Here is a 24,251-nt window from a genome sequence, read left to right on the forward strand (position 1 = left end):
ACGCGAGACGCAATGATGTTCTGCAAGCCCCCCTGTCCCGACGAGCATGATGTCTCTCCTGCTCCCGATCACTCCGACGATCGCCCCCGCTCGCCACGCGCGCGGACGGTCGGCAGTGACGAAGTCTTTGGGCGATCGATCGCGCCTGGAGAAGCCGATCCGGAACGGAGGCTGCCGCCAGCTTCCGTCCGGGTCGGCTAAAGCCGAACACGCTCTAAGCGTCCAGCTCACGATAGCGCCTGAAGATCCCCTGCTCGTTGAAGGGAATGCGGCGCTCGCTTGCGAGATAGGCCTTGATGTTCGGCCGCGCCGCGACGCGGTCGTGCAGGTCGGCGAGCCCGGGGATGTTTGTCTCGAACGCCTTCATTCGCCTCGGAAACGCGTAGCGCAGGCCGTCGACGATCTGAAACAGCGAGAGATCGACATAGGTCAGCCTGCGGCCGGTGACATAGGCGCCGCCATTATCATCGAGAAGCCGCTCGAAATAGCCGAGATATTTCGGCACGCGCTCGTCCCAGAATTCCGCCGTGCGCTTCTTCGCCGCCGGCTTCTGGTCTTCGTAGTACAGCGACGGTCCGAGCGGATGATGGGTGTCGTGGATCTCGACCACCAGATCGGTGATCGTCAATTGAAGCTGGTGTACCCAGAGCTTGCCGGCTTCCGTCTTTGGCGCAAGTCCGTGACGGGCGCCGAGATAAAGCAGGATGTTGGCGGTCTGGCCAATGACGAGCTTGCCGGCTTTCAGGAACGGCGGTGCAAAGGGCGGCGTGCCCTTGCGGGCGTCCATCATCTTCATCATGGCGCCGCTGCCGCGCGCTCCCCGCGCGACGTCGACATAGGCCGCCCCCGCCTCCTCCAGCGCCAGCCGCACATATTCTCCTCGGCCCTGGATCTCGGGCCAATAATAGAGCTCGTATTTCATGAGAGGGGTCCGTAAGCGTTTGGCCAGCGAGGCCAATGTAGCACGCATTCGAAGGTTCCGTCAGCGCGGGGCGGAACAGCCACACCACACAAATCCGTCTTTGCGAGCAGAGAGCTCCGCGTCCAAACAAAAAGGGCGCCGTGCTTGAGGCACGACGCCCTTCGCTTGTCACTGTTGCGCGATCAGTTGGTCTGCTGGATCGCCGACAATTCCCAGGCACCACCGGAGCGGCGCGCGAAGGTCCAGACTTCGGTGACCTCGCCCGGCTGCTCGCTGCCGGCGACGATCGCGCCGGTGTTGCGGTCGACCGTCTTGTCGGTGAGCGCGAAGCGCATCGCCACCGTCGCGTAGTCGGTCTCGCCTTCACGCCAGGCTTCCGCGAGGTCGCCCTGCAACAGCTTGACGTTGGTCACCTTGTTGACCGCGTTTCGCGCGCGGTTCTCAGCGAGATCCCGCTCGAAATAGGAGACCATTTCGGGCGTCGCGAGCGTGTGCAGTTTGGCAACGTCCTCGTTCGACCACGCAGACTGGATGTCGCCGAGCAGGCGCTCGAACGCCTCGTAGTCGGCAGGCTTGATCTCGAGCGGCGCGCTGTTGGCGCCGAAGCCGAAGCCGCCGCCGAGACCTGAACCAAGACCGCCACCGAGGCCGCTGCGATAGCTCGTCTGCGGTCCCGCACCGGCGTAGGCCGCCTGCGGCGAATTGCGGCGCTGCCACCAGGACATCGCCAGCCGCACCACGAACACGACGAGCACGATCTGGATGATCAGGCCCAGGATCGACGACAGCCCGCCGAGGCCGCCGAACAGACCGCCACCGAACAGCATGCCCAGAAGGCCCGCGCCGAGGAAACCGGCCGCGAGACCGCCCAGGAAGCCGCCGCCGCGGCCAAACAAGCCGCCGCGCGCGGGCGCAGCATTGTTGAAGCCGGTGCCCGGCTGGCTGTAGGTGCGGTTAAACTGCGAGGTCGAGCCCGGCGCGGTCGTGGTCGACGGCGGGGCCGAGAAGGTCCGCGAACCGCGCGAACCCGACGAGAAGCCACCGCCGACGCGGGCGTCAGCGGACGAGATCGCCAGCGCCGTCGGCAGCGCGAGCGCCAGAACGACGGCAATCGTCTTCACGACAGTGCGGGACCATTGCGAGAAATTCATGTTCGTTTCCCAAATCCCCGGCATGGGGACGTGCCAGTAAGATGGGCAGCCTTCAGCAAAAAGGAAGCCGGTTTCGGAACAAAGGGCTGCGGCCCTCAGTCGCGGGGATGTGGCAAAAGCTCATATTTACCGGGGGTTTGGCCGGGGAGCGGGCAGGAACCGTGGTCGCCCGTTACCGGCGATCTAGGGGACGTAGGGCTCTCTGCTCGTCATTGCGAGGAGCCCTTGCGACGAAGCAATCCAGACTGCCCCCTGCGGAAAGATTCTGGATTGCTTCGCGGAGCCTGTCATCGGGCCGCGCTTCGCGCGGACCCGTTGGCTCGCAATGACGGAGTGTGAGGCGCGGCCGGCCGCCCCTCACCCCTGCTTCGTCATCGTCTCCTTCACGGCGGCCACGAGCTGGCTGAGCGTGAACGGCTTTGGCAGGAAGTCGAACTGCTGGCCCTCGGGCAGGCTCTTCTCGAAAGCATCTTCGGCGTAGCCGGAGACGAAGATGAATCGGATATCGGGATTCTTCTCCCGCATCGCCTTGAGCAGCGTCGGGCCGTCCATTTCCGGCATCACGACGTCGGAGACGACAAGATCGATCGCGCCGCTCTGCTCGTCGAGCACGTCCATCGCCTCGACGCCGTTCTCGGCCTCGACCACGGTGTAGCCTCGCGAGCGCAGGCCGCGGGCATTCAGCGCACGCAGACCCTCCTCGTCCTCGACCAGCAGGATGGTGCCCTGCCCGGTGAGATCGGTGCGCGGCTTGGCCTCCACCGCGGCGGGCGCCGCTTCCTTGGCGGTGCCGGTCGGGGTGGCCACGGCGGCAGGTTGCTCGACCTGCACCTCCGGCTCGGCCTGATGGCGCGGCAGGAAGATGTGGAACGAGGTGCCTTTGCCCGGCTCGGACTCGACGTAGATGAAGCCGCCGGTCTGCTTGACGATGCCGTAGACCGTCGACAGGCCGAGGCCGGTGCCCTTGCCGACTTCCTTGGTCGAGAAGAACGGCTCGAAGATCTTGTCCCTGATATCGGCGGGGATGCCGGTGCCGGTGTCGGCAACCTCGATCCGAACATAATCCGCCGCCGGCATGCCCTTGTAGGCGAGCTTGCCCGCCTCTTCCGTCGCGACATTGGCGGTGCGGATGATCAGCTTGCCGCCGTCGGGCATGGCGTCGCGCGCGTTCACCGCGAGGTTGACGATGACCTGCTCGAACTGGGAGACGTCGACCTTGACCGGCCAGAGATCGCGGCCGTGGATCAGGTCGAGCTTGACCTTTTCGCCGATCAGGCGGCGCAGCAGCATGGTGAGATCGGACAGCGCATCGCCGAGATCGAGCACCTGCGGCCGCAGCGTCTGACGCCGCGAGAAGGCGAGCAACTGCCGTACCAGGGTCGCAGCACGCGTCGCGTTCTGCTTGATCTGCATGATGTCCTGGAACGACGGATCGGTCGGCTTGTGCGCGTTCAGCAGGAAATCGTTCGCCATCATGATGGCGGAGAGCACGTTGTTGAAGTCGTGGGCGATGCCGCCGGCGAGCTGGCCGACTGTCTCCATCTTCTGCGACTGGTTGATCTGGTTCTCCAGCGCGCGGCGCTCTGTGGTCTCGAGCATGTGCACGATCGCAGCTTCGGCGTCGTTCTCGGCCGCATCGACCGGCGTGACGAAGAATTGCCCCCAGCGCTCCTTGGTCCCCTCCAGCGCGACCTCGACCGGCGCGATGTCGGCCTTGTTTTCGGCGGCCTGATTGATGGCCGCGATCAAAAGGTGCCGGTCGCGCGCGTTCACGGCGCGGAAGATCGACTTGCTGGCACTGTCGAGCCCGAGGCCCTGCGCGAGCTTGGCGTAGCGCGCGTTCGCCCGCACGACGTTGCCGCCGCGGTCGACGGTGGCGATCGCCATCGGCGTATGGTCGAAGAAGCGCATGAAGCGCACTTCGGCGGCACGATCAGGGTCGCTGCGCTCGTCGCGGGCCCGGCTGATGACGAGCGTACGCGACGGTCCCGGCGCGCCATCGGCACCGAAAGCGAGCTTGTGATAGAGCCGCACCGGCATGGTCTTGCCGGTGCGCATGCGCAGATCGATGTCGAAGACCTCGGTCTTCACCTCGCCCGGCACGGCCACGACCGCGCTGAGCAGCGAAGCGCCGTCACCCGACACGATGTCGGCAAGCTTCAATCCGCCGGAACCGATCTCCGCGAGGTCGTAGTCGAGCCAGTTCGCCAGCGTCGCATTGACATAGGCGAGCTCGCCGGCAGGATTGACCGAGAAGAAGCCGCACGGCGCGTGGTCGAGATATTCGATCGCGTGTTGGAGCTCCTGGAACACGTCCTCCTGGCGCTCGCGGTCGCGGGTGATGTCGGCGATCGACCACACCGCATATTTGGCTTCGCGCTTTCCGGTGCCGAGCGGACGCACCCGCATGCGCAGCCAGCGCCCATGGCTGCCGTCCTGGCCGGAAATACGCACCTCTTCCTGCTGCCGCTTGCCCTCGCGCGCCGCCTTGAGCAGGCGGAACACGGCTTCGGACACATCGGGATTGCCGATGAAGACGCGCTCCACGGGCCGCACATCCTGCGGGCCGGAGGCCCCGGTCAGCGTCAGATAGGCCGCATTGGAATAGACCACATGGCCGCGCGGATCGGTCACCGCGAGCCCATCGAAGGCGTGATCGGCGATACGCCCCATCACGGGATCGTCGAGGCTGCGGTCGACGAAACGGATGATGCCGGCGGCAAAGGCAAACAGGTTGAACAGGCCGATCATCGCCAGCACGGCGAGGATCCCCAGGATATAGGGCTGCGCCTGCGCACGCCCCAGCGTCATCAGCCCGACGGCGACCACGACCAGGCCGGTGGCTACCAGCAGCACCAGCGCAATGCTGCCCGAGCGCGGCGACGGCTCGTGCGCCGCAGCGGGCTCGCGTGACAGTTCGTGGTCGGTCTCGGCGGTCATTTCACGCTAGGGCAGCCTGTCGGCAGAGAATCAACGCGCCGCGGGGCGCGTGGGGTCCTCCCTGCCTGAATCGGACCCGCAGACGCAAGGGCAGCAGGGGCGAAAGCGTACGCTGATTCCCAGTTTACAGCCATTTCCGGTACTTTTCGGGGGTTTTATTGCCGCGCGGCGCTAAAACCGCGCTTCATCCGCATGACGTAGCCGATGACTTCGGCGACCGCATGGTAGTGCTCCATGGGGATCTCCTGGTCGATCTCGACAGTGGCATAGAGGGTACGGGCCAGCGGCACGTTCTCGACGATCGGAATGTCGTGCTCGCGCGCGATCTCCCGGATCTTGAAGGCGAGATTGTCGACGCCCTTGGCGACGCAGATCGGCGCCGACATGCCGCGCTCGTAGGACAGCGCCACCGAATAGTGGGTCGGGTTGGTGATGATCACGGAGGCCTTGGGAACCGCTGCCATCATGCGCTTCTTGGAGCGCTGCTGCCGCAACTGCCTGATCTTGCCCTTGATGTGCGGGTCGCCTTCGGACTGCTTGAACTCTTCCTTGATCTCCTGAAGCGACATCTTCTGCCGCTGGAACCAGCTGCGATACTGGAAGAAATAATCGCCGATGGCGATGATCGCGAGGGCCGCGACCACCGCGCCGAGCAGATGGACGGTCAGGCCGGTCGAGGCACCCAGCATGGCCATCGGATCGAGCTTGACCATCGCCTCCATGCGGTGCCGTTCCGGCCACAGGACCGTGGCCATGACCGCGCCGAGCACGATCAGCTTGCCGAGCCCCTTGAGGAAGTTCGCCGCCGCCTGCTTGCCGAAGATGCGCTTGAGGCCCGCTGCCGGCGACAGCTTGCTGAATTTGGGCTTGAGGGATTCGGCCGACCAGACCAGCCGGTGCTGGAGCATGTTGCCGGCAATCGCCGCGATCAGCAGCATCAGGAGCGGCACGCCGACCGCAGCCAACACCGCGATTTCGATCTGCTGCATCAGCGCGAGCAGATTTCCGGGGTCGGTTTTGATCATCCAGGAATTGGCGAGCAGGTTGCGCATCGGCCTCATCAGCCCGCTGCCGACCGAGCCCGAGAAAGTCGAGACCACGAGCGTGCCGCCCGCGATCATGAACCAGGTGTTGATCTCCTGGCTTTTGGCGACGTCGCCGCGTTCAAGCGCCTCTTCGAGACGCTTTTGCGTCGGGTCTTCTGTTTGACTCTCCGGATCGTTGTCTTCCGCCATCGATCCCTCTTATTTCAATGGGAGCATCTGGTGCATGACACCGATGAAATAGTCGAGATAGGTGCCCATCATCGCCGTCAGCACCACGGCCAGCACCATGAAGCCCGCGAAGATCGACAGCGGCACGCCGACGAAATAGACCTGCATCTGCGGCATCAGGCGCGCCAGCACGCCGAGCCCGATATTGAAGACGAGGCCGAACACCAGGAACGGCCCCGACAGTTGCAGGCCGAGCAGGAACGCGGCGGAAAATGCCCGCGTCGCCAGCGAAGCGACGTCGCCGCTCGACACGGTCTCGCCCGGCGCGAAGATCGCATAGCTGTCGTTCAGCGCCGCGATCACCAGATGATGGCTGTCGGTGGCAAACAGCAGGGTGACGCCGAGCATGGTCAGGAAATTGCCGACCAGCACGCCCTGCTGCCCCTGCGTCGGATCGACCGAGGTGACGAAGCCGAGCCCCATCTGCTGTGCGATCACGGCGCCCGCGACCTGCAGCGCCGACAGCGTCACGCGCGCGGTGGCGCCCAGCACGATGCCGATCACAATCTCATGCAGCATCAGGACCAGCAGCGGCGCGAGCGAGCCCATGTCGACCTGATACGCGTTCCGGTGCAGCGGAAGGATGATCAGCGTGAGGAGGAGCGCGATCGACAGCTTCACCCGCGTCGGGATGTTGGTCTCTCCCAGCCCCGGCAGCAGCATCACCATCGCGCCGACCCGGGCGAAGGCGAGCATGAAGGCCGCGGCGAGCGCCGGCAGCAGCGAGACGTCGATGCGCATGGTGGGCGCATAGTGCCTCAGCCGCCGATGATTCGCGACGAGATCCGCAGCATGTGGGAATGGAGCGCATCGGCCATGAACGGCAGCGCCAGCAGCATCGTGGCGAAGATCGCCAGGATCTTCGGCACGTAGATCAGCGTCTGTTCCTGGATCTGCGTCAGCGCCTGGAACAGCGACACGATCACGCCGACCACGAGCCCGACCACCATCAGCGGCGAGGACACGACCACGATGGTCCAGATCGCATCGCGCGCGACGTCGAGGGTTTCAGGTCCGGTCATTGCAGAATTCCCTTATTCAAGCCTCATCCCCACCACTCCGGCGAGAATCACACGGCCCCTCCCCGTCATTGCGAGCGCAGCGAAGCAATCCAGACTGGTTACCGCGAAAAGACTCTGGATTGCTTCGCGGCGCTCGCAATGACGCCTGGGCAAGCGCCAGCGCCAAATTCAGATCGGCATCTTCATGATGTCTTCGTAGGCTGCGATCACGCGGTCGCGGACCGAGACCAGCGTCGACACCGCGACGTCGGTGTCGGCGACCGCCGTCACCACGTCCATCACGTTGGCCTTGCCGTTGGCCATCGCCACGGTCTGCGCATCGGATTTGCGGCCCGATTCCACCACGCTGCCGACGGCGTCCTTCAGCAGCGAGGCGAACGACTGTCCGTTCGGCTCGCTGCCCTTGCCGGCGCCGCCGTTCTCCAGCACGCGCGCAAGGTTGGCGTAGGCATTGGCCGCGATTGTCGGTGTTGCCATGGCTTAAGGCTTCCTGTTCAGCTCTTGAGGATGTCGAGCGTGCGCTGGATCATCCGGCGCGTCGCACTGATGATGTTGACATTGGCCTCGTAGGACCGCTGCGCATCGCGCATGTCGGTCATCTCGACCACCGAATTCACGTTGGGATATTTGACGTTGCCGCTGGCATCGGCCGCCGGATTGCTCGGCTCGTATTTGACACGGAAGGCGGACTGGTCGGGCTTGATCCTGCCGAGCGTGACCACCTGCGCATCGAGCGTGCGGTCGAGCGCCGCGGAGAATGTCGGCACCTTGCGCCGATAGGGATCGCCGCCTGCAGACTGCGACGTCGAGTCCGCATTCGCGATGTTCTCTGAGATCACCCGCATCCGCCCGGCCTGGGCCCGCAGGCCCGAGGTCGCGATCGCCATGGAGCGGGCAAAATCGCTGCTGTCATTCGCCATGATGCGCCTCTCCTAGCTCTAGCCCTTGCCGATCGCGGTTTTCAGAAGATGCAGGCTCTTCGAATAGAGCGAAGTCACCGCCGCGTAATCCATCTGGTTGTTGGCGGACTTCATCATCTCCTCCTCGAGATTGACGGCATTGCCCGCAGGGCGGGTCTCGAAACCCGCATTCTTGTTCTGGTCGAAGCTCGAGGCCGCCCCGGAGGGCGTCATGTGCGAGGCGCTGGTGACGGTCATGGCCAGGGGCCCCATCGAGCTCGCGAGCGCGCCGGCCTTGTCGAATTTGGGTTCGACCAGCTCGCGCGGCCGGAAATTGGGCGTGTCGGAATTGGAGACGTTCTCGGACAGGACGCGCTGGCGTTCCTGGTGCCACTGCATCTTGGTGCGAAGCGCCGACAGCACCGGAAGATCGTTGATCGACATCGTTGCGGCTCCTTCCGCCTCGCTGGGCCCCGGGTGCGGACGCGGGGCCGAAGCTAGGCAGAATTTGCCGCGTGTATGGTTAACAGGTGGTTAAGGCGGGGCAGATGCATGTTTCCGATTGAGACATGCAGGGCCTTCCCCGTGATTCTACCGATTCCAAAAGCCGCATTAACCCAATCGCTTGGCGGCCCGAGCACGGACCAAGAAGTCGTTTTGGATCGGGCGATTCATAGGTTATTAAGAGTTGGGGACGGCAAAACTTGCCGCAGGACGTTAAGAAATCGCAGGTTTGGGGCATCGCACGCCGGTGGTCGGCGCATCCGACCATAGGCACGAGAGAAGCGCCATTTACCGGGGACAGGTATGAACGGTAGCCCTATCACTTTCATCGTCGCGTTCATCGTCGTTCTGGCGTTGATCGGCGTCGCGGCGTGGCTGGTCCGCCGATTCGCGACCACGCGGCTCGGCGCCAATACCCAGCGCGGCAGGATGCCCCGTCTCGCCGTGATCGACGCGGCCGCGGTCGATGGCCGCCGGCGCCTCGTGCTGGTCCGCCGCGACAACGTCGAACATCTGCTGATGATCGGCGGTCCGACCGACATCGTCGTCGAACCGAACATCGTCCGCGCCGCCAGTGGCCGCGATCAGATCCCGCAACGTCCCAGCGCTGCCGAACCGCCGCGCCTCGCCCCGATGCCCGATGCCGGCAGCTGGGCCGACGAGGCGCCTCGGCCCGAAGTGCTCGACCATCCCGAGCCTCAGCTGCCTGAGCCGCCGCCGCGGCCCGCGCGCCCTTCCTTCGCCGACGAGGTCCGCCGTCCGGCGCCCGCTTTGGCCGAGCGCCGCAGCGAGCCGACGCTGGGCGGCTTTTCGCCGGAACCGATCGCACCGCGTCCCGAACGTGAGTCCCGGCCCGAGCCGCTGCCGCCACGTGTTGCGCGCAGCGAGCCGCCGCTGATGCCGCGCCCGCCACGCCAGAGCGAGCCGGCGAAAATGCCGCCGGTGCGTGCCGAACGTGCAGCCGCGCCGCCGCCGCCTCCACCCGTGCCGCAGGCCCCGCCAGGCTTACAGGCCTCGCCGGGACTGCAAGCTCCGGCCGTTCCGCCGCCGGCCGCTGCCGCCGCGCCGTCGAGCGCCGAACAGAATCTCGCCGAGATGGCCCAGCGCCTCGAAGCGGCGCTCCGCCGTCCCGCGGGCGAAACCGTGGCCCCGCCGGTTGCACCGGATCCGCCCGCGCCTCCGCCGCGCGCCGCGCGGGTCGAGCCGCCGTCGCCTCCGGCACGGCCGGCGGCGGAGAAGACCAGCTTTGAAAATCTCGAAGACGAGATGGCCTCCCTGCTCGGCCGTCCGAAGCCGTCTTCGTGAGGCTGCCGTCCTTCCCGCGTAGAGTTCTTGTCCGTTCTGTCCTGATCGCCGCGGCTCTGCTCGCCACGGGCTTGCTCGCCACGGCTTTGCTCACGACGCCTGCGCACGCGCAGGACATCAGCATCAATCTCGGTGGCGGTGCTGGCGGCGGCGGCGTCACCGAGCGCGCGATCCAGTTGATCGCGCTGCTCACGGTGCTGTCGATCGCCCCGTCGATCCTGATCATGATGACGTCGTTCACGCGCATCGTGGTCGTGCTGTCGCTGCTGCGCACCGCGATGGGCACCGCGACTGCACCGCCGAACTCCGTGATCCTGGCACTGGCGATGTTCCTCACCTTCTTCGTGATGGGACCGGTCCTGCAAAAATCCTACGATGACGGCATCCGCCCGCTCGTCGCCAACCAGATCGGCGTCGAGGACGCGCTCCAGCGTGCCTCCGTCCCGTTGCGTGGCTTCATGCAGAAGAACGTGCGCGAGAAGGATCTGAAGCTGTTCCTGGATCTCTCCGGCGAGCCGCCGCCGGCTACCCCGGACGAACTCGCGCTGCGCATCCTCGTCCCCGCCTTCATGATCTCCGAACTCAAGCGCGCCTTCGAGATCGGCTTCCTGCTGTTCCTCCCCTTCCTGATCATCGATCTCGTCGTCGCCTCGGTGCTGATGTCGATGGGCATGATGATGCTGCCGCCGGCGACGATCTCGCTGCCGTTCAAGCTGATCTTCTTCGTGCTGGTCGACGGCTGGTCGCTGGTGGCGGGAAGTCTGGTGCAGAGTTACGGGGGGTAGTCGGGATTTCGCCGTCGCCAACGCATCCTCTGCGCTGGCAGCGATAGCCCCCCAGCTCTCACCTCGTCATTGCGAGGAGCCCTTGCGACGAAGCAATCCAGACGGCCCCGCGCGGAAAAATTCTGGATTGCTTCGCTGCGCTCGCAATGACGAGTGTGAGGCGACGCCTCCGGCCGCGCTTCGCGCGGGACGTTGAGCCTTTATTTCACATCATACTGCTTGCTGAGGTGATCGCCGATCTGCACCAGCATGGCGACGCTCTCGGGGAAGCCGGGCCTGTCCCGTGCCGCCTGGTCGGCATCGGCCCGGAACTCCCAGCTGTCCCCGTCGCGGACGATCGAGATGATGAGGCCGTCAGGGCCGTCGGCATGGACCTTCAACTCGGCCCGCGCCATGGCGATCAGTTCGGCTTCGGTCTTGGCTGGCTTGCTCATATCGTGGCTCTCCCGGCAGGACAGTGGACAGGTTGCCGTCTCACCCGGCACCTGTCGAGAGGCTAGAAGTAGCAGAGTTCCTAGCGCGTCATCTTGATCTGCCGCACGACGGGGATCGTGGGCAGCGAGCCGGTGTGCTCGGTCTCGTCCTTGGCCTGCGGCGAGGCCGGTGCGCGCGCGGTGGCGTCAGGGAAGCGCTGCTTCATCTCGCGCAGGAAGCCGTCGAGCGTGTCGACGCTCGCGGCGAGCTTGGCGATCTCGGCGAATTCGGCGCTGGAGGCGGCCGCCGGCTTGCTGGCGATGTCGAAGGCGAGCCGGTCAGCGCTCTCGCTCATCAAGGGGGCATATTTCTCGCGGAAGCGCGACAGGCCGATCGAATCGTCTGCGAGCGCATAGCCGACGGCGGCCCGGATGATGTCGCTCTTCTCCACCGCATTGAGCGGCTTGAAGTCGCGGAAACGCTCGCCGTAATAGAGCTCGATCTGCTCGGCGGACTCGCGCCAGCGCCGCGCCGCCCAGAAGATGTCGGACCGCAGCCGGAGCACCTCGCGCCCGGAGACGTTGGAGACGATGTCGAGCGCGAGGTCATGGCGGCCGACGTCGCTCTGCGCCCGCGCCTCCAGCAGTAGGCGCTGCTGCCGCAGCTCGCCCGAGAGGTCGCTGATGCGGCTCGCGCGCAAGGCCGTGATCGCCATGTCGGGCTTGCGGTTGGCAAGATAGATCATGGCGAGCCGCGCGGCAACCTGCGCCCGCGCAGCGCCTTCGAGACGATGATCGACCTGGTATTGCAGCAGCTCGGCGGCCTGGTCGAGCAGGTCGATCGAAGCGAGACGATCTGCGAGGCGCCGGATCAACTCGTCGCCGCGGCGGCCGATCGGCGTCAGCTCGCGAAACTCGTAGAACATCCCGAGCGCCTCGACCGGCGGCAGTTCGTCGCCCTTGGGGCCCAGGAAGATCTGCGTAAACAGTTCCGACGCCAGATCCTGCGCCTGGCGCGAGGCCTCCGAGTTCGGCTGCAGCCTCGTCGCGGTGCGCGCCGCGGTGAGCGCGTCGCGGTAGCGACCGTTCTCGGAATAGAGCTGCGACAGCATCTGCAACGTCTTGACCTCGATCGCATCGCCACGCCAGGTCATCGACAAGGTCTCGAGCTCGCGCAGCGCCTCTTCCTTGCTGATCTCGTCGCGCTTCTGCCGCAGCGCGACCTCGAGCTGCTTGGCTTCGGCGGCCGCGAGGCGGTCGTTCGAGGCGACGGCGAACTTGTAGTCGTCGAGCGCGTCCTTGTCGTGGCCGAGCGCCTCGGCGAGCCGGCCGCGCAGCACCGCAAAACCGGGCGCCGCCTCCGGCGACACGCCGACCACCTCGATCTCGCCGCGGCGCTTGGAGGCGCCGGCATAGTCCTTGACCTCGAGCGAAGCGCGCATTGCATCCATCGTCACGATGCGCTGGATGTCGAGCGGCAGCGAGGCGATGGCGAATTCGACGTTCTTGAATTTCTCGCGGGCGTCCGCCCATTTGCCCTGGCGCGCATAGGCGAGCGCCTTCCAGAGCTGGGAATCATGGCTGTTGCCGATCACGGGATTGGCGAGATCCTTCAGGCCCTGGGCCGGCCGTCCGATCAGGATGCTCGCGATCGCATGGATGATCAGCGCGCTGCTCTCCTCCTTGTTGAGGGGATCGCTCAGCATCACGTCGGTCACGGACTTGGCTTCGTGATACATCCCCCGCGACATGTAGAACTGGGCGAGATCGAGCCGGGGCAGCGAGCGCTGCGCCGGTTCGACCGCCGAGCTCGCGGTGATCAATTCGCTCTGGCGCGTCCAGAAATCCTCGGACTGGCCCTTGCGCCAGCCCTCCGGATTGAACACCGGCCGCACCGCGGTCGGCGCCCGTTCGGCCGAGACGTCGACCGGCGACAGCGTCAAGCCGCCCTTCTTGCCCAGAATGACCTTGTCGGCTCCGACCTCGACACCGACCTCATCGGAGTTCGGCCGGATCGCGATGCCGTGGGCGGATTCCAGCAGCGAGAGGTCGACGAGGTCCTGCCGCTTGATGAAGCCGCGAACCGGCCGCTGCGCGGTGACGACGTAGAGCATGTCGCCGGCGTCGGGATCGGTGAGCTTGTGCAACAGGCCCGGATTGGCAAAGGGGATGGCGATGTTGGCGAGCGCGGGATCGGTGATGTTGCGCGACATCATCAGCGGCAGCGGCGTCGCCTGGATCTTGTCGGCGAGCGTGAGCAGCCAGTTGGTCTCCTTGCCGACCTCCTCGCTGGTCAGCGAATAGACCAGCGGACGGGTGAGACGGATGCGCACCGCCTGCCCCTTTTCCAGCGGCATGCGGCTGACCTCGCCGATCATCGCACCACCCCTGGTGCGGATCGCTTCGACGTCGATCGGCTTCGGCGAGTCGAACACCAGCCACACCGTATCACCGCGACGGAACGCTGCGGCCGGCGTTGCGACGGCAAGCGGGAACGTCACGCGCAGGCCGTCGCTGTCGCGCCGCGCATCGACGCTGGCGGCAGGAGGCGGCGCGGCTTGCGTCTCGGCCGGCGCAGGCTTTGGCGCTTCCTTGGGCGCTTCTTTGGAAGCTTCCTTGATCGGCTCCTTGACGGTTTCCTTGGGCGTTTCCTTGGGCTCGTCCTTGACCGGCTCCTTCGCCGCGTCGTTCACGGGCTCCTTGGGCGCCTCGGCCATCACGGGCTTGGCCGGCGCGGCGGCTTCCATCGCGGGCGGCGCGGCCTTTGGCGCTTCGGTGACGTGCGGGGCTTCGGTCGAGGTCATCGCCGGCGCGGGCTTCGGCGCTTCGGCAACCGGCATCACGGCAGCCGCGTCGGGCTTCGCTTCTGCCTTCACCTCGGGCTTGACCTCAATCTTGGCTTCCCGCGCGATCGTCTCCGAGGTCGGCGGCTTGATCTCGCTATGGGCATCCTTCGGCTTCGCCGCGGCCGGCTTTTCAGCGGCCGGCGCCGGTCCATGACCTCCGGCTTCAGCCTTCGCGATCGCAGCTTCGGGTGTTGCGGCCATCTTGCCCTTGTCGGGCTGGAAGGCGATGTCGACGACGTAGTTCTTGTCGTCGCGGAAGGAGTGCACGTCGGAATCGCCGATCAGCGCAATCTCGACGCTGGTCGTATCGATGTCGGCCTTCTGCTTGATCGAGGCGACGTTCGGGGGCGCCGCGACGACGGCGTCCGCGAGGTCGAAGTTGAGATTGGCATTGAAGGCGAGCGTCAGCTTCTGCTCGTTGAGCACGGAGGAGACGCCGACGCCGTCGGGCATCTCGAACACGAAGCGCACGAAGGTGGGCTGGATCGAGGCCCGCACGCGGATCGGTGGACGCTTCTTGCTCTCGGCCGCGGCGCGCTGAGCGCGCAGCGCGCGCTCGGCGGCGCGGGCGCGCTCGGCAAGCTCCTTCACGACGTCCATCGGCAGGCTGGGCGGCGGGCCCTTCCAACCCTCCGGCAGCAGGTCGATGAAGGTGCGCTCGCCGGCATTCATGGTGTTGACGGTAACGCGCCGGGCCAGCGACAGCCGGATCGCGCCGCCGTCGGGGTCGCGACGGGCGGAGTTGACGTAGTCGGGCGCGCCTTCCGGCACGCGATCGACGGGAACGTCGACAGGTCGGTCGAAACGGATGATGAGGATGGAGCCGGCGGTCGTCACCTCCGAGGGAACGTCCTCGCCGAGCTTGATGACGAGACGGGCAAAGCCGCCGCCGGCCGAAAAGCTCGCCTCACCCCTGATCGCATCGGCAGCCTCGGCGACATTGTGATTGAGGCCGACCAGCACGCAGGCGCCCAGCAAGATGCCCTTGCGGACATGGCGCGACAGCCCCAGCGCCAAGGCGCGGGCTCGCGACACAAATCCAGCGGCAGCCTCTCGCGCCATTGGCGGTATTCTTCCGGCTCGACGGGTCCACGCCGGCTACTATTGCCGGCCCATGCCCTCGAATGTAGGTTTTGCCAATTAAGGACTTCTTAACGCTATCTCTTTGGATTTATTCGACCGGTGTGCGCCTTGGCTAGGTCATGTGCGCCCGCATGTTCCCGGCCTGTTCATAGGTCGCATATCCGGAGTAACCCGGTTGCGGGATTTACGGAAATCTTAAAGATTACAGAACGTTGATTCGTCTCGGAAATGAGAAACGGCCCGAAGGTGCGAACTTCGGACCGTTTTGATCGAGGCGGAGTGTGCCAAATCCGTTGCCGTTGCACACCCTGGAAGACAAACCTCGATGAGAGGCGCACCACGCCTTATTCGAGGTCCTCTGTCAAGACGGCTGCAGTCTAACCAGTCAAAAGGACAAATCATGACTGGAATTGCGTCTGGCGGCTTCGGCCGCAAACCCTCGTACACGCTTAAACCCCAAGACGTTCCCTTCATTAAGAAGCGCATCCGTGAGGGTGACTTCGTGAACCGGATCGCCGCGGACTACGACGTGAACCCCGGCAGGATCAGTGAGATCAAGACTGGCCGCCGTTACGGGGAAATTCCGGCCGCGCCGTAAGGCGTTAACGGGGAGGCGCAACGCAAGTTGCGCCTCTTTCCCCAGGGAGTGTGGTCAAATGCAGATCAGCAGTACTTTGTGGCTGGTGATGATAGCCGCAGGCGCCATGCTTGTGGCCGTAGGCAACCTGAACTTCAATATCGCTCGCGACCGCGAGCGAGAGCAAGCGGCTGGTCTGCGAGCAGTAGAAATGCTGCAAACAGAGCTCGTCAACAATGATGGACGAATAAAAGAGCTACGTGAATTGTTGAAGCAGCGGCAGGTTACAACCGAGCCGCTTGAGTTCGCAGCGTGGAATGTAGTCACGGGTGCCGGTTTACTTGCAAGACTCGACCACAAGAAGATGACCCAACTGGCGGATGCCTATTACAACTTGAATTTGATCGAACAATATCGATCACAGATCGTGGAAAGATCCATCGGGGTTGCATCCGCTTTACAGCAAACGCCCGCGATCAAAGAACAATTGATGGCCAACCTAGGTGCCGCCATAGATAAATTAGAACCGAAACTGAAAGAGCTGACTGCGGATCAGATCTCGAAATGACATACGCTGCCGAGCGACCATACGCCAACGCAGAGGCTGCCGCGCGCAAGCTGGTCGAGATCGCCGCCGCCGTCGAGCCGGTCCGATCTACATCGAGCGCGTCAACGCGAAGTTCGTGCCTCTCTTGAACGGCAGCAGCAAGGGCGCCCCAGAGTTCGGCAACGGCATCCGATACGCGGTCGAGAAGGGCTGGCTCTGGTTGCACGAAAGCGGCACGTATCTGAAGCTGATGCCGCCGGCCGGAGATCTAATCGGCCGAGCGTAGGAACGGGAGACCGCGCCACGGATTGCCCTTCAGCCAGCTCGCCGCCGGGCTGGCGGAGCGGCCCCGGCCCATAGCCCCAAAGCCCCCCTGAAGCCGGGGCCAGCTCTCCGCCCCTCGTTGATAGGTCACCCACCGCTGACTCATAGACCCGATCAGCCCGCGTCCGTTAAGCCCTCAGCAATTGATACAGGTGGTGACGATCTCCATGCCGCTACACCGCTAAACCAAGATGAGATCGACGTCGGTACGCCATGGAGCCCAGCCCGCAGAAGCCGAGGATCATCATCACCCATGTAGAGGGCTCAGGGACCGAACTAACGGAAGACGGAGCGCTCGGATCAAAGATAATTGAGCCGTCATGCGCGCCCAGCTGCGTGTCCGTAGCCTGGTAATAGGTAAAGCCGTTCCACTCGTAAGCGGAGGCTGGATCAAAATATCGATCGTAAAAGTTCAGAGTTCCGCCGAACATGCCGATACTGACCAATTTGCCGCCGGCATACTGATTATTGTCGTAGTTGAAGCTGAGTGCCGCAACGCCACCAAAACCCAACCCTTGCGAGTTCCAGGCGGCTTGGTTGATCGAGGGCCAGTCCGGGTCCAGCGTGATGGCGCCTTTCCATTCTCCGCCCGCCACTTTGAAGTCAAATGTCGCTGTGTTGAAGAAGTAAAATCCGTTCGTCACGGAGGTGGGCGTGAAGTCGATCTCCAGGCTGACGGGATCGTTCGATCCGCTCGACTGGTGCGGCGAGAGCAGGCCGAGTTGATCGGTCCATCCATAATAGGCCGTGCCCGTATACTTCACGTAAGCAGCCCCGGCAGGCTGGAACAGCGCCGTGGACGCAAACAGCAGAGCACCTGAAAATATCCAAGGTTTCACTGGCTAATATCCTTTTGAAAAAAATGATGGAACCAAAGTTCCATAAGAATTACTGTCCGGTCAAGACGGCTGCGCGGCAAACTTTGCGCATAAGTTGCGCTGCGGTCGCCGCTGAGCCTGAGATGCGATTGGCGCAAGACCCTAGCCCGCGCTGCCCGTCGTGCTCGGCACCGGTCAGGCGCCTCGCCAATAAAGAGATCGAAGCTTGGATTATCTGCCAAGAATATGCCGACGACCTGAGGGCGATCCAGCACCGACTACGCCGCAAGGTGATTTAAGGGAGACTTAGTCGCCACTGGTTTGCGCAGCGATACCCCGCCGCAGCAACTTCCTCACGGCCTCTGCCCGGCTCGGCAGTTTCTGCGCAAACCAGAAATCATCGATCGCTTGCATGTCTTCTTTCGTCATGAGGACTTGAAGCCGGACTGTGCGGATGCGCTCTCTCATGCGCACGAAACGCAGACGGAAAAGCAGATGTTCCCGCCGTCAATGCGCAGGCCGGTTCTATCAAGGCCGGCTGGTCTTGCCGCCTGCGAAGGGATCAACGACCGGCACGGCGGGCGCCATTTGCGCCGACGCAATGGCCCTTTCCAGCTCGGACGCCAGCACCTTGTGATGCTCCGCCAGCCGGCTGAGCGCCGCCGAATGAGCGAAGATCGTTTCGTGCCGAGCGATGGCCGGCCCTTGACGCCGTACGAGCGCGAGATCCTGACAATCCTTCAGGAGGAATGCGCAGAGGTGATCGTCGCAGCTTCGAAGCTCCTGCGGTTCGGCGTCGGCAATACCAATCCGAGCACGGGAAAGAAGAACGACGAGGAACTTGGCCTTGAGGTCGGAGACCTTCAACAGATGATCGACAAGATCATCTTCGCGGAGATTGTCAGTCGAGATCACCTCATCGACGGCATGGTCCGCAAGCAGGATCGTTTGATCCAGTTCATGCAGCACGCCCCGGAGCGCCGCCATGGGTGAGAACAGCGCAATCAGTTGGTGCGACCACACGTTCAATCCGTGGATTGGCTGCACGCGCGTTTCGCCAGCGTGCGATCACTGCTATGCGGCCACCGAGAACCAGCGGCGAAAGTGGGTTGCGTCCTGGGGAGAGCCTGGCCAGTCTCCTGCGCCGCGGCATCGAACTAAGACGTGGGGCAACCCGCTGAAATGGCAGCGGCAGCACCTTCAATTCTATTCGATCCACCAACGCCCGCAGCGCGTCTTCTGCGCGTCGCTCGCCGACGTCTTCGACAACGAGGTGCCCGCCGAGTGGCGCGCAGATCTCTTCAGCCTGATCAACCGAACTCCCGATCTGCGCTGGATCCTTCTAACGAAGCGTATCGGAAATGTTTTGAAGATGGTCCCGGCCGGCGCTTGGACGCGTATGCCGCACGTCGGCTTGATGTCGACCATTGCGAACCAGGCCGAATGGGACCGCGACTACCCCAAGCTGAAGGCCGTGCCCGCGGCATGGCACGGCATCTCGGCCGAGCCGCTGCTCGGCCCGATCAACATCGGCGACGCTCGGCCGGACTGGATCATTACCGGCGGCGAGAGCGGGACGCACGCTAGACCGATGAGCATTCAGTGGGTCCGCGAGCTCCGCGATCAGTGCGCTGCCGGCGGCATCGCCTTTCACTTCAAGCAGTGGGGTGAATGGGCCCCTGCCCGCCTGCGCGCCTCCGGATCGCCTGGCCGCTTTGCGTTCGGCGACTATGAATACGACCGAACGGCCATGGTCCAGGTCGACAGCTATCCTCGCCATTTCACGATGTTCGGCTCTCGCACCGTCATGGAACGGCTTGGCCGGAGCAAGACGGGAGACCGGCTCGACGGCATCGAGCACAAGGCCTTCCCGCCGCAACTGGCGGCCTAATCCATGTCCAACCGCTTCCAACCGCTCGATAAATTGCCCCTCTTTGCCGAGGAAGAGGCAATTTCGGTCGCCCTGTTGGGACCGGGGAAATATGCTCATTGGCGCCAGCTTGCCCCTTTACTTGAGGGCCGCGGCTTCCCCAAGATCGATGCGGAGATGGGCGGCCGGTACACGCCGGCGATCAAGCGTTTCTTCGATCACGAGTACCGCCTGGACACCGCCCAGCCAGTTGCGTCGCGTGACGGGCCGGAGGATTGGGGAACGTGGAAAAAGAAGAGCGCCCGCCGGGCCTGAGATACAACGGCAAGCGCCCGGTTTGGCGCGCCAGCAAATCAGCGATCGCTGAAGGCTATCCCCTCAAATCCGTGCATCTTACCTCTCTTGCAGACAATCCCGTGCAGCTTCGTCAGCGCTGCGAGCGCCTGCAGGCCGAGATGCTGTCGTGGCTCAAGGGGAAGAGATCGAACATCGACCCGCAGTTCGACGGCACGTTTCGATCTCTGTTCGACCTCTACCAGGTCGACAAGGAGAGCCCATACCACAAGCTGAAGCGCTCTTCGCGCGTCCCATACGATGTCTATTTGCGCATGATGCGCACGAACATCGGCGAGCGGCTGATCAACGCGTGTGACGGCCGCGACGTGAAGCGTTGGTTCGCGGTCTGGTCAGAGCCGGCGGAAGGCAAGACAAAGCGCCAAGTTGCGAAGGCGCGCATGGCCATCTACGTCCTCAAGGCCGCACTCTCGTTCGGCATCCTCTGCCGCAAGCCGGGATGCGTCGAATTCCGCGCGGTGCTCGACGCCATCAGGTTTGAGACGCTCCGGCCTCGCGACGTCGCGCTTCCTGCCGATGTCGTGGTGAAGGCTCGCGCGGCTGCGCACGCGGCCGCTCATCCGCGCGCGGCGCTTTGCTACGCCATCCAGTTTGAGGGCGCTGTTCGACAATGGGACGTCACTGGGCAGTGGTTTCCGATCGCGGATTCTCAGCCGTCGGCAGTGCACGATCACGGCACGAAGTGGATAGGCCCGACCTGGGCGAACATCGACGAAAACCTGATCCTGCGCTGGACGCCGACCAAGACGGAATTCACGACGGGCTTACCCGTGGTGATCGATCTCGCCGCGTGCCCCATGGTGATGGAGGAGCTCGCGCTGATCCCCGAGGCCGAGCGCGTGGGCCCTCTGATCGTCAACCCAAAGACTGGCTTCCCCTATCGCAACGACAAATTCCACGATGTTTGGTGCGACGTGAAGGAAGCGATCGGGCTATCAGCGAAGGTCTGGAGCCGAGATTTGCGGAAGTCCGGGTCGACGGAGGCCCGCGCTGCCGGCGCGCCGCTCGATGACGTCAAGAAGCTGATGGGGCACGCGGAGAACTCGGACACCGCGGCAAAGGTCTATGATCTTGCCGTCCTCGAGGCTCACCGCCGCATCGCAGCCGCGCGCGTTGCGAGCCGTAAGAAGTGATTGCCGATGATCAACAGAGGTCCAATGGCGAGCCTGGCCGCTCAGGAGGGCAAGTTCAAAATCAATCTCACGGACCTCTGCCCGTGCGATAGCAAATGGATGGTCGAGCGATGCTGTTTAGACCGTACGGACATGAAGCTTCGAAAACGAACGCCATCCATTTCGCCGCCGGGACCGTCGACCAGCTACTCGCATCCACGATGCTACCTAAATGGAACGAACGACTGTTCGGAGAAGATTTCGGCCGAGCATTATTTTTCCAAAAACCTGCTCGAGTTCCTCGCCGAGGATGGCGGTGGAATAACCATGTCGGGCATGCCTTTCTTGAAGCCGGGTGAACAGAGGCGCCTGGCCGTGGATAATTTAGTCGCCAATATTCTGTGCAAACGCCACAACGAAGCCCTCTCTCCGCTCGATCAGGAGGCCGGAGCATTCTTCCGTGGGCTGAAGGATACCCTCTCTGGCGGTAAGCGCCGGAACCCACACATTCGACTGTTCGACGGCACCGCCATTGAAGCATGGATGCTGAAAGTAGCTTGTGGTGTCTACTTTGCCAGGCTTGCTAGCGCTGGCGGAGTTCGAATTGCGGATACTCACACCATCAACCTCGACAAGGTGCAGAAGGCTCTCTTCGACCACCAATGGGAAACTGCTGCAGGTCTTTACTTTGTCGGTAGCCCTGGCACCGTCATAAACACGGCATTCCATCTACAATTCGCGCCACTCACTTTGGAAAGCGCAACTCGTTTCTGCGGTGCTCGTATTTCGTTTCTTGGTTTCGAATGCGATCTGCTATTCGACATGGAAGGCATCAACATGGGCAAGTTGGTTCACCGGCCCCATGAGTTGAACCTTCGCCAAAAGAATAGACACAGCATCATCATGCTGAGTTGGCCGCGAGGCACGCCCATGGTTTCTGTCAACATCGAAAAGATTTGACGGTGTGCGAGAGGACGGCGCACACGGCGCACAGCCATATTGATTTGTCAGCGCTTTTTAGGCGTCCCGTCTAAGGACTTCTTAAGTATGAGCCCTCAATTCGGCTTTTGCGTCGGCTTGCCGTCGATCTTCGGCAGGTCCCCGGCGGCGGCGGACTGATCCCCGCCCCCGTTGGCGCGGCGCGCCATCTCGACCGTCAGCCGCTCGGCGGCTTCCGAGGACATCAGTCCCAGGATGTCGGACATCTTGCGGGGGGCGATCGCCGAGGCGATCTCGATCAGCACGCTCATCTCGAGCCGGTCGAACACCCGCGCGGCGTCCTTGGGCTTCATGCTCTCATACATGATCACGAGGCCCTTCAGGCGCTGGGCCTCGGCAGCCTTTTGCTCGGCCTGGGTCGCCGAGATGCGGGATTCGACCGCCTTCATCTCCTCGACCTTGCCTTCGATGCGCTTTTCGGCCGACTTCAACAGGCTTTCGCGGATGTCGATCTCGCGCTGGCGGGCCTCGATCTCCTGGCGACGCGATTGCAGCCGTTCCAGGATCGCGCGCTCCGAGGCCGAGACCTGCGGCTGAGCTTCGTCCATCTTCACCGGAGTGCCGCCCTCCGGCGGCTTGCTCTCGGCCGCGGCCGGCTTGGGCGCTTCCTTCGGCTCACCATGCGTCGAGCCGGTGACGTCAGGGTCCTCGCGCCCGGTCGGGAAGTTCAGATTCTCCTGCGCCCACGACTTCTTCGCGCTGTTCGGCTGGTAGTCGAAGACATAGCCGCCATTGATCACGAGTCCCGCCACTTTCAGCATGGCGAGACCTGCGACCGCAACCAGCACGACCGGAATGACGCGGATGTTACGAAACGACTTCATACCCTGGCTTTATGCGGCGAGACCGTTGGACCTTCGGCGCTCCGAAAAGGCCTCGGCGGCGGCGGCCACCGCCTTCGCGGGCGAGGGCTTGGCCACCGGCGCGGCGGCGGCTTCCGGATGCGTCACGGGGCGCGCCGCGATCGCGATCTTGGAGAGGCGGCGCACCACATTGTCGGCTTCGCCGAGCTGCTTGTAGAGCTGGTCGGACATCTGCGTCGCGGCCGCGAGCTGGCTGCCGAGATTCTCGTTGACGTCGCGCACCGCGAGCTTGAGCCCGCCGATGGCACGCTCGGCGATCTCGGTCGCGGTGATCAGCTCGCCGATCACGGCCTTGAGCGAATGCTCGTCCGCCTTCAGCCGCGTCAGCCGCTTGTTCAGCAGGATACAATAGCCGATCGTGAGCATCAGCAGGATAGCCACCAGCGTCTCGATCGCCATTCCCAGGGAGTGGTTCATGGGGCCTCCATCAGCTTGTTCTGTTCGTCCACCTTCTCGAACATCGCAAGTGTCGTACTTGGCTTGCGCAAGGGTTTCGTCACGCGGATCGCAACGCGCTCCCCGACCCGGCCCATGCGTCCTTCGGTGATGATGACGTCGCCGCAGCGCACGGAGACGTTGGCATCGGCGCGCATGTCCAGCGGCAGGGTGTCGCCGACCTTGAGCCGCATCAGCTGCTTGAGCGGGATGTCGGCCTCATAGAGCACCGCATCGACGGAAATCTCGGCCTGCACGATCTCGGTGGCGAAATGGCCTTCCCAGATCGGATCGCGGCCGAACTTCTCGCCCATGAACATCTGGAGCAGGACGGGCCTGATCGGTTCGATGGTCGCGTAGGGCAGCAGCAGCTCGATGTTGCCGCCGCGGTCTTCCATGTCGATGCGCAGGCGCACCAGGATCGCGGCATTGGCAGGGCGGCTGATCGCGGCAAAGCGCGGATTGGTCTCGAGCCGGTCGATCGTGAAGGTCACCGGGGACAACGGCCGGAACGCCTGCTCGGCGTCGGCCAGCACCACCTCGACCAGGCGCTTGACCAGCTCGGTCTCGATCGTGGTGTAGGGCCGGCCCTCGATGCGCAGCTGGCTCGAGCCGCGGCGGCCGCCGAGCAGCACGTCGATCATCGAATAGATCAGGTTGGAATCGACCGTCGCCATGCCGAAATTTTCCCACTCCTCGGCCTTGAACACCGAGAGCACGGCGGGCAGCGGGATCGAGTTCATGTAGTCGCCGAAGCGCACCGAGGTGATGCGGTCGAGCGAGACTTCGACGTTGTCGGAGGTGAAATTGCGCAAGGAGGTCGTCAACAGCCGCACCAGGCGGTCGAAGACGATTTCGAGCATCGGCAGACGCTCGTAGGAGACCATCGCCGAATCGATGATGGCGCGGATGCCGCTGTGGTCGTCGAGCGTGACGTCGCCGACGGTGAAGCCGAGGAGATTGTCGATCTCCTCCTGCGACAGCACCCGCTCGCCGGAGTTCTTGCCGTTGCCGAGATCGCGGCTGCCGTCCTCGACCATGGCCGCCCATTGCAGGGCCATGGTCTCCGACAGTTCGTTTTCGGCAGCGGCCTTCGCGGCCTCCGCGGGATCCTCGGAATCGAGCGACGCCTCCCATTGGGCGGCAATCGCATCCTGATCCATCTGCTCGTTGCCGGCCATGACGCTAGCCCGTACCCTTCCGCAGCA

Annotated in this window: 24 protein-coding genes and 1 pseudogene; 10 read left to right on the forward strand and 15 right to left on the reverse strand. The window is 64.0% G+C overall.

The genetic code is table 11. The features are described from left to right. Nucleotides 1-214: 214 nt before the first annotated feature. The 9 genes from G8O24_RS01160 to flgB form a co-directional block, all read right to left on the reverse strand. Nucleotides 215-922, reverse strand: a complete 708-nt coding sequence (locus tag G8O24_RS01160; RefSeq protein ID WP_188095660.1) for a glutathione S-transferase — start codon at nt 920-922, stop codon at nt 215-217. A gap of 182 nt (nt 923-1,104) precedes the next feature. Continuing rightward, nucleotides 1,105-2,097 (reverse strand): Tim44 domain-containing protein, encoded by a 993-nt coding sequence (locus tag G8O24_RS01165; RefSeq protein ID WP_188095662.1) that lies wholly within the window; start codon nt 2,095-2,097, stop codon nt 1,105-1,107. A 333-nt stretch (nt 2,098-2,430) separates the two neighbouring features. After that, nucleotides 2,431-5,013, reverse strand: coding sequence for a cell cycle histidine kinase CckA (gene cckA, locus G8O24_RS01170; protein ID WP_188095663.1), 2,583 nt, complete (start codon nt 5,011-5,013; stop codon nt 2,431-2,433). A gap of 155 nt (nt 5,014-5,168) precedes the next feature. Then, complete coding sequence (flhB, locus tag G8O24_RS01175) at nt 5,169-6,248, reverse strand: flagellar biosynthesis protein FlhB (RefSeq protein WP_188095665.1); 1,080 nt, start codon at nt 6,246-6,248, stop codon at nt 5,169-5,171. Between the two features lie 9 nt (nt 6,249-6,257). Continuing rightward, nucleotides 6,258-7,028, reverse strand: a complete 771-nt coding sequence (gene fliR / locus G8O24_RS01180) for a flagellar biosynthetic protein FliR (protein ID WP_188095667.1) — start codon at nt 7,026-7,028, stop codon at nt 6,258-6,260. A 17-nt stretch (nt 7,029-7,045) separates the two neighbouring features. Beyond that, complete coding sequence (gene fliQ, locus G8O24_RS01185) at nt 7,046-7,309, reverse strand: flagellar biosynthesis protein FliQ (protein WP_188095669.1); 264 nt, start codon at nt 7,307-7,309, stop codon at nt 7,046-7,048. Between the two features lie 168 nt (nt 7,310-7,477). Next, a complete protein-coding gene (gene fliE, locus G8O24_RS01190; protein WP_188095671.1) occupies nt 7,478-7,786 on the reverse strand; it encodes a flagellar hook-basal body complex protein FliE in 309 nt (102 codons plus the stop codon). A 17-nt stretch (nt 7,787-7,803) separates the two neighbouring features. Next, complete coding sequence (gene flgC, locus G8O24_RS01195) at nt 7,804-8,229, reverse strand: flagellar basal body rod protein FlgC (protein WP_188095673.1); 426 nt, start codon at nt 8,227-8,229, stop codon at nt 7,804-7,806. 18 nt (nt 8,230-8,247) lie between these two features. Beyond that, nucleotides 8,248-8,652: a flagellar basal body rod protein FlgB gene (gene flgB, locus G8O24_RS01200; RefSeq protein WP_188095675.1), complete on the reverse strand. Its 405-nt coding sequence runs from the start codon at nt 8,650-8,652 to the stop codon at nt 8,248-8,250. Nucleotides 8,653-9,015: 363 nt separating this feature from the next. On the opposite strand from flgB, the gene G8O24_RS01205 reads away from it, so the two are divergent. Together G8O24_RS01205 and fliP are read left to right on the forward strand one after the other, a co-directional pair. Beyond that, the gene (locus G8O24_RS01205) at nt 9,016-10,017 is read left to right on the forward strand and encodes a flagellar biosynthetic protein FliO (protein ID WP_188095677.1); all 1,002 of its coding nucleotides are present in this window, start codon (nt 9,016-9,018) and stop codon (nt 10,015-10,017) included. Then, nucleotides 10,014-10,802, forward strand: a complete 789-nt coding sequence (gene fliP, locus G8O24_RS01210) for a flagellar type III secretion system pore protein FliP (RefSeq protein ID WP_188095679.1) — start codon at nt 10,014-10,016, stop codon at nt 10,800-10,802. Before G8O24_RS01205 ends, fliP begins: the two co-directional genes overlap by 4 nt. Nucleotides 10,803-11,002: 200 nt before the next feature. Here the strand turns inward: fliP and G8O24_RS01215 are convergent, their stop codons facing one another. Continuing rightward, nucleotides 11,003-11,236, reverse strand: coding sequence for a hypothetical protein (locus G8O24_RS01215; RefSeq protein ID WP_188095681.1), 234 nt, complete (start codon nt 11,234-11,236; stop codon nt 11,003-11,005). Between the two features lie 80 nt (nt 11,237-11,316). Continuing rightward, nucleotides 11,317-15,123, reverse strand: coding sequence for a tetratricopeptide repeat protein (locus G8O24_RS01220; protein ID WP_188095683.1), 3,807 nt, complete (start codon nt 15,121-15,123; stop codon nt 11,317-11,319). A gap of 421 nt (nt 15,124-15,544) precedes the next feature. Between G8O24_RS01220 and G8O24_RS01225 the strand changes: the two genes are divergently transcribed. The 3 genes from G8O24_RS01225 to G8O24_RS45380 all read left to right on the forward strand — a co-directional run bounded on the left by G8O24_RS01225 (nt 15,545) and on the right by G8O24_RS45380 (nt 16,554). Continuing rightward, complete coding sequence (locus tag G8O24_RS01225; RefSeq protein ID WP_188095685.1) at nt 15,545-15,742, forward strand: hypothetical protein; 198 nt, start codon at nt 15,545-15,547, stop codon at nt 15,740-15,742. Between the two features lie 58 nt (nt 15,743-15,800). Continuing rightward, a complete protein-coding gene (locus tag G8O24_RS01230; protein ID WP_188095687.1) occupies nt 15,801-16,289 on the forward strand; it encodes a hypothetical protein in 489 nt (162 codons plus the stop codon). Nucleotides 16,290-16,404: 115 nt separating this feature from the next. After that, the gene (locus tag G8O24_RS45380; protein WP_306666285.1) at nt 16,405-16,554 is read left to right on the forward strand and encodes a hypothetical protein; all 150 of its coding nucleotides are present in this window, start codon (nt 16,405-16,407) and stop codon (nt 16,552-16,554) included. A gap of 211 nt (nt 16,555-16,765) precedes the next feature. On the opposite strand, the pseudogene G8O24_RS46330 reads toward G8O24_RS45380, so the two are convergent. After that, nucleotides 16,766-16,867 (reverse strand): annotated as a pseudogene (locus G8O24_RS46330) (PEPxxWA-CTERM sorting domain-containing protein); the annotation flags it as partial. 864 nt (nt 16,868-17,731) lie between these two features. Between G8O24_RS46330 and G8O24_RS01245 the strand changes: the two are divergent. Genes G8O24_RS01245 through G8O24_RS01265 form a run of 5 tightly spaced genes read left to right on the forward strand, consistent with a single transcriptional unit; the run spans nt 17,732 to nt 21,706 of the window. Further along, nucleotides 17,732-18,403: a nucleoside triphosphate pyrophosphohydrolase family protein gene (locus tag G8O24_RS01245; protein WP_188095689.1), complete on the forward strand. Its 672-nt coding sequence runs from the start codon at nt 17,732-17,734 to the stop codon at nt 18,401-18,403. Then, nucleotides 18,396-19,301: a phage Gp37/Gp68 family protein gene (locus G8O24_RS01250; protein WP_188095691.1), complete on the forward strand. Its 906-nt coding sequence runs from the start codon at nt 18,396-18,398 to the stop codon at nt 19,299-19,301. Before G8O24_RS01245 ends, G8O24_RS01250 begins: the two co-directional genes overlap by 8 nt. Nucleotides 19,302-19,304: 3 nt before the next feature. Continuing rightward, entirely contained in the window at nt 19,305-19,595 is a 291-nt protein-coding gene (locus G8O24_RS01255; RefSeq protein WP_188095693.1) for a hypothetical protein, read from the forward strand. After that, nucleotides 19,565-20,767 carry a site-specific integrase gene (locus tag G8O24_RS01260; protein WP_188095694.1) on the forward strand — a complete coding sequence of 401 codons (1,203 nt, stop codon included), beginning with the start codon at nt 19,565-19,567 and terminating at the stop codon, nt 20,765-20,767. The genes G8O24_RS01255 and G8O24_RS01260 overlap by 31 nt, the downstream gene beginning before the upstream one ends. Before the next feature lie 24 nt (nt 20,768-20,791). Continuing rightward, a complete protein-coding gene (locus G8O24_RS01265) occupies nt 20,792-21,706 on the forward strand; it encodes a hypothetical protein (RefSeq protein WP_188095696.1) in 915 nt (304 codons plus the stop codon). Nucleotides 21,707-21,801: 95 nt separating this feature from the next. On the opposite strand, the gene G8O24_RS01270 is transcribed toward G8O24_RS01265, so the two are convergent. The 3 genes from G8O24_RS01270 to fliM are packed head-to-tail and all read right to left on the reverse strand — an operon-like array spanning nt 21,802 to nt 24,224. Further along, the gene (locus G8O24_RS01270) at nt 21,802-22,569 is read right to left on the reverse strand and encodes a MotE family protein (protein WP_188095698.1); all 768 of its coding nucleotides are present in this window, start codon (nt 22,567-22,569) and stop codon (nt 21,802-21,804) included. A gap of 9 nt (nt 22,570-22,578) precedes the next feature. Continuing rightward, nucleotides 22,579-23,025 (reverse strand): DUF6468 domain-containing protein, encoded by a 447-nt coding sequence (locus G8O24_RS01275; protein WP_188095699.1) that lies wholly within the window; start codon nt 23,023-23,025, stop codon nt 22,579-22,581. After that, a complete protein-coding gene (fliM, locus tag G8O24_RS01280) occupies nt 23,022-24,224 on the reverse strand; it encodes a flagellar motor switch protein FliM (protein ID WP_188095701.1) in 1,203 nt (400 codons plus the stop codon). Before fliM ends, G8O24_RS01275 begins: the two co-directional genes overlap by 4 nt. Nucleotides 24,225-24,251 lie beyond the last annotated feature (27 nt).

Origin of the sequence: Bradyrhizobium campsiandrae, assembly GCF_014529705.1 — a bacterium.
GTDB classification, from domain to species: domain Bacteria; phylum Pseudomonadota; class Alphaproteobacteria; order Rhizobiales; family Xanthobacteraceae; genus Bradyrhizobium; species Bradyrhizobium campsiandrae.

Excerpts from the sequence above, each read along its gene's own strand:
- G8O24_RS01160 (WP_188095660.1), bottom strand. The coding sequence starts at position 922 with ATGAAATACGAGCTCTATTATTGGCCCGAGATCCAGGGCCGAGGAGAA.
- G8O24_RS01165 (WP_188095662.1), bottom strand. The coding sequence starts at position 2,097 with ATGCCGGGGATTTGGGAAACGAACATGAATTTCTCGCAATGGTCCCGC.
- cckA (WP_188095663.1), bottom strand. The coding sequence starts at position 5,013 with ATGACCGCCGAGACCGACCACGAACTGTCACGCGAGCCCGCTGCGGCG.
- flhB (WP_188095665.1), bottom strand. The coding sequence starts at position 6,248 with ATGGCGGAAGACAACGATCCGGAGAGTCAAACAGAAGACCCGACGCAA.
- fliR (WP_188095667.1), bottom strand. The coding sequence starts at position 7,028 with ATGCGCATCGACGTCTCGCTGCTGCCGGCGCTCGCCGCGGCCTTCATG.
- fliQ (WP_188095669.1), bottom strand. The coding sequence starts at position 7,309 with ATGACCGGACCTGAAACCCTCGACGTCGCGCGCGATGCGATCTGGACC.
- fliE (WP_188095671.1), bottom strand. The coding sequence starts at position 7,786 with ATGGCAACACCGACAATCGCGGCCAATGCCTACGCCAACCTTGCGCGC.
- flgC (WP_188095673.1), bottom strand. The coding sequence starts at position 8,229 with ATGGCGAATGACAGCAGCGATTTTGCCCGCTCCATGGCGATCGCGACC.
- flgB (WP_188095675.1), bottom strand. The coding sequence starts at position 8,652 with ATGTCGATCAACGATCTTCCGGTGCTGTCGGCGCTTCGCACCAAGATG.
- G8O24_RS01205 (WP_188095677.1), top strand. The coding sequence starts at position 9,016 with ATGAACGGTAGCCCTATCACTTTCATCGTCGCGTTCATCGTCGTTCTG.
- G8O24_RS01215 (WP_188095681.1), bottom strand. The coding sequence starts at position 11,236 with ATGAGCAAGCCAGCCAAGACCGAAGCCGAACTGATCGCCATGGCGCGG.
- G8O24_RS01220 (WP_188095683.1), bottom strand. The coding sequence starts at position 15,123 with ATGGCGCGAGAGGCTGCCGCTGGATTTGTGTCGCGAGCCCGCGCCTTG.
- G8O24_RS01225 (WP_188095685.1), top strand. The coding sequence starts at position 15,545 with ATGACTGGAATTGCGTCTGGCGGCTTCGGCCGCAAACCCTCGTACACG.
- G8O24_RS01230 (WP_188095687.1), top strand. The coding sequence starts at position 15,801 with ATGCAGATCAGCAGTACTTTGTGGCTGGTGATGATAGCCGCAGGCGCC.
- G8O24_RS01250 (WP_188095691.1), top strand. The coding sequence starts at position 18,396 with ATGGGTGAGAACAGCGCAATCAGTTGGTGCGACCACACGTTCAATCCG.
- G8O24_RS01255 (WP_188095693.1), top strand. The coding sequence starts at position 19,305 with ATGTCCAACCGCTTCCAACCGCTCGATAAATTGCCCCTCTTTGCCGAG.
- G8O24_RS01265 (WP_188095696.1), top strand. The coding sequence starts at position 20,792 with ATGGCGAGCCTGGCCGCTCAGGAGGGCAAGTTCAAAATCAATCTCACG.
- G8O24_RS01270 (WP_188095698.1), bottom strand. The coding sequence starts at position 22,569 with ATGAAGTCGTTTCGTAACATCCGCGTCATTCCGGTCGTGCTGGTTGCG.
- G8O24_RS01275 (WP_188095699.1), bottom strand. The coding sequence starts at position 23,025 with ATGAACCACTCCCTGGGAATGGCGATCGAGACGCTGGTGGCTATCCTG.
- fliM (WP_188095701.1), bottom strand. The coding sequence starts at position 24,224 with ATGGCCGGCAACGAGCAGATGGATCAGGATGCGATTGCCGCCCAATGG.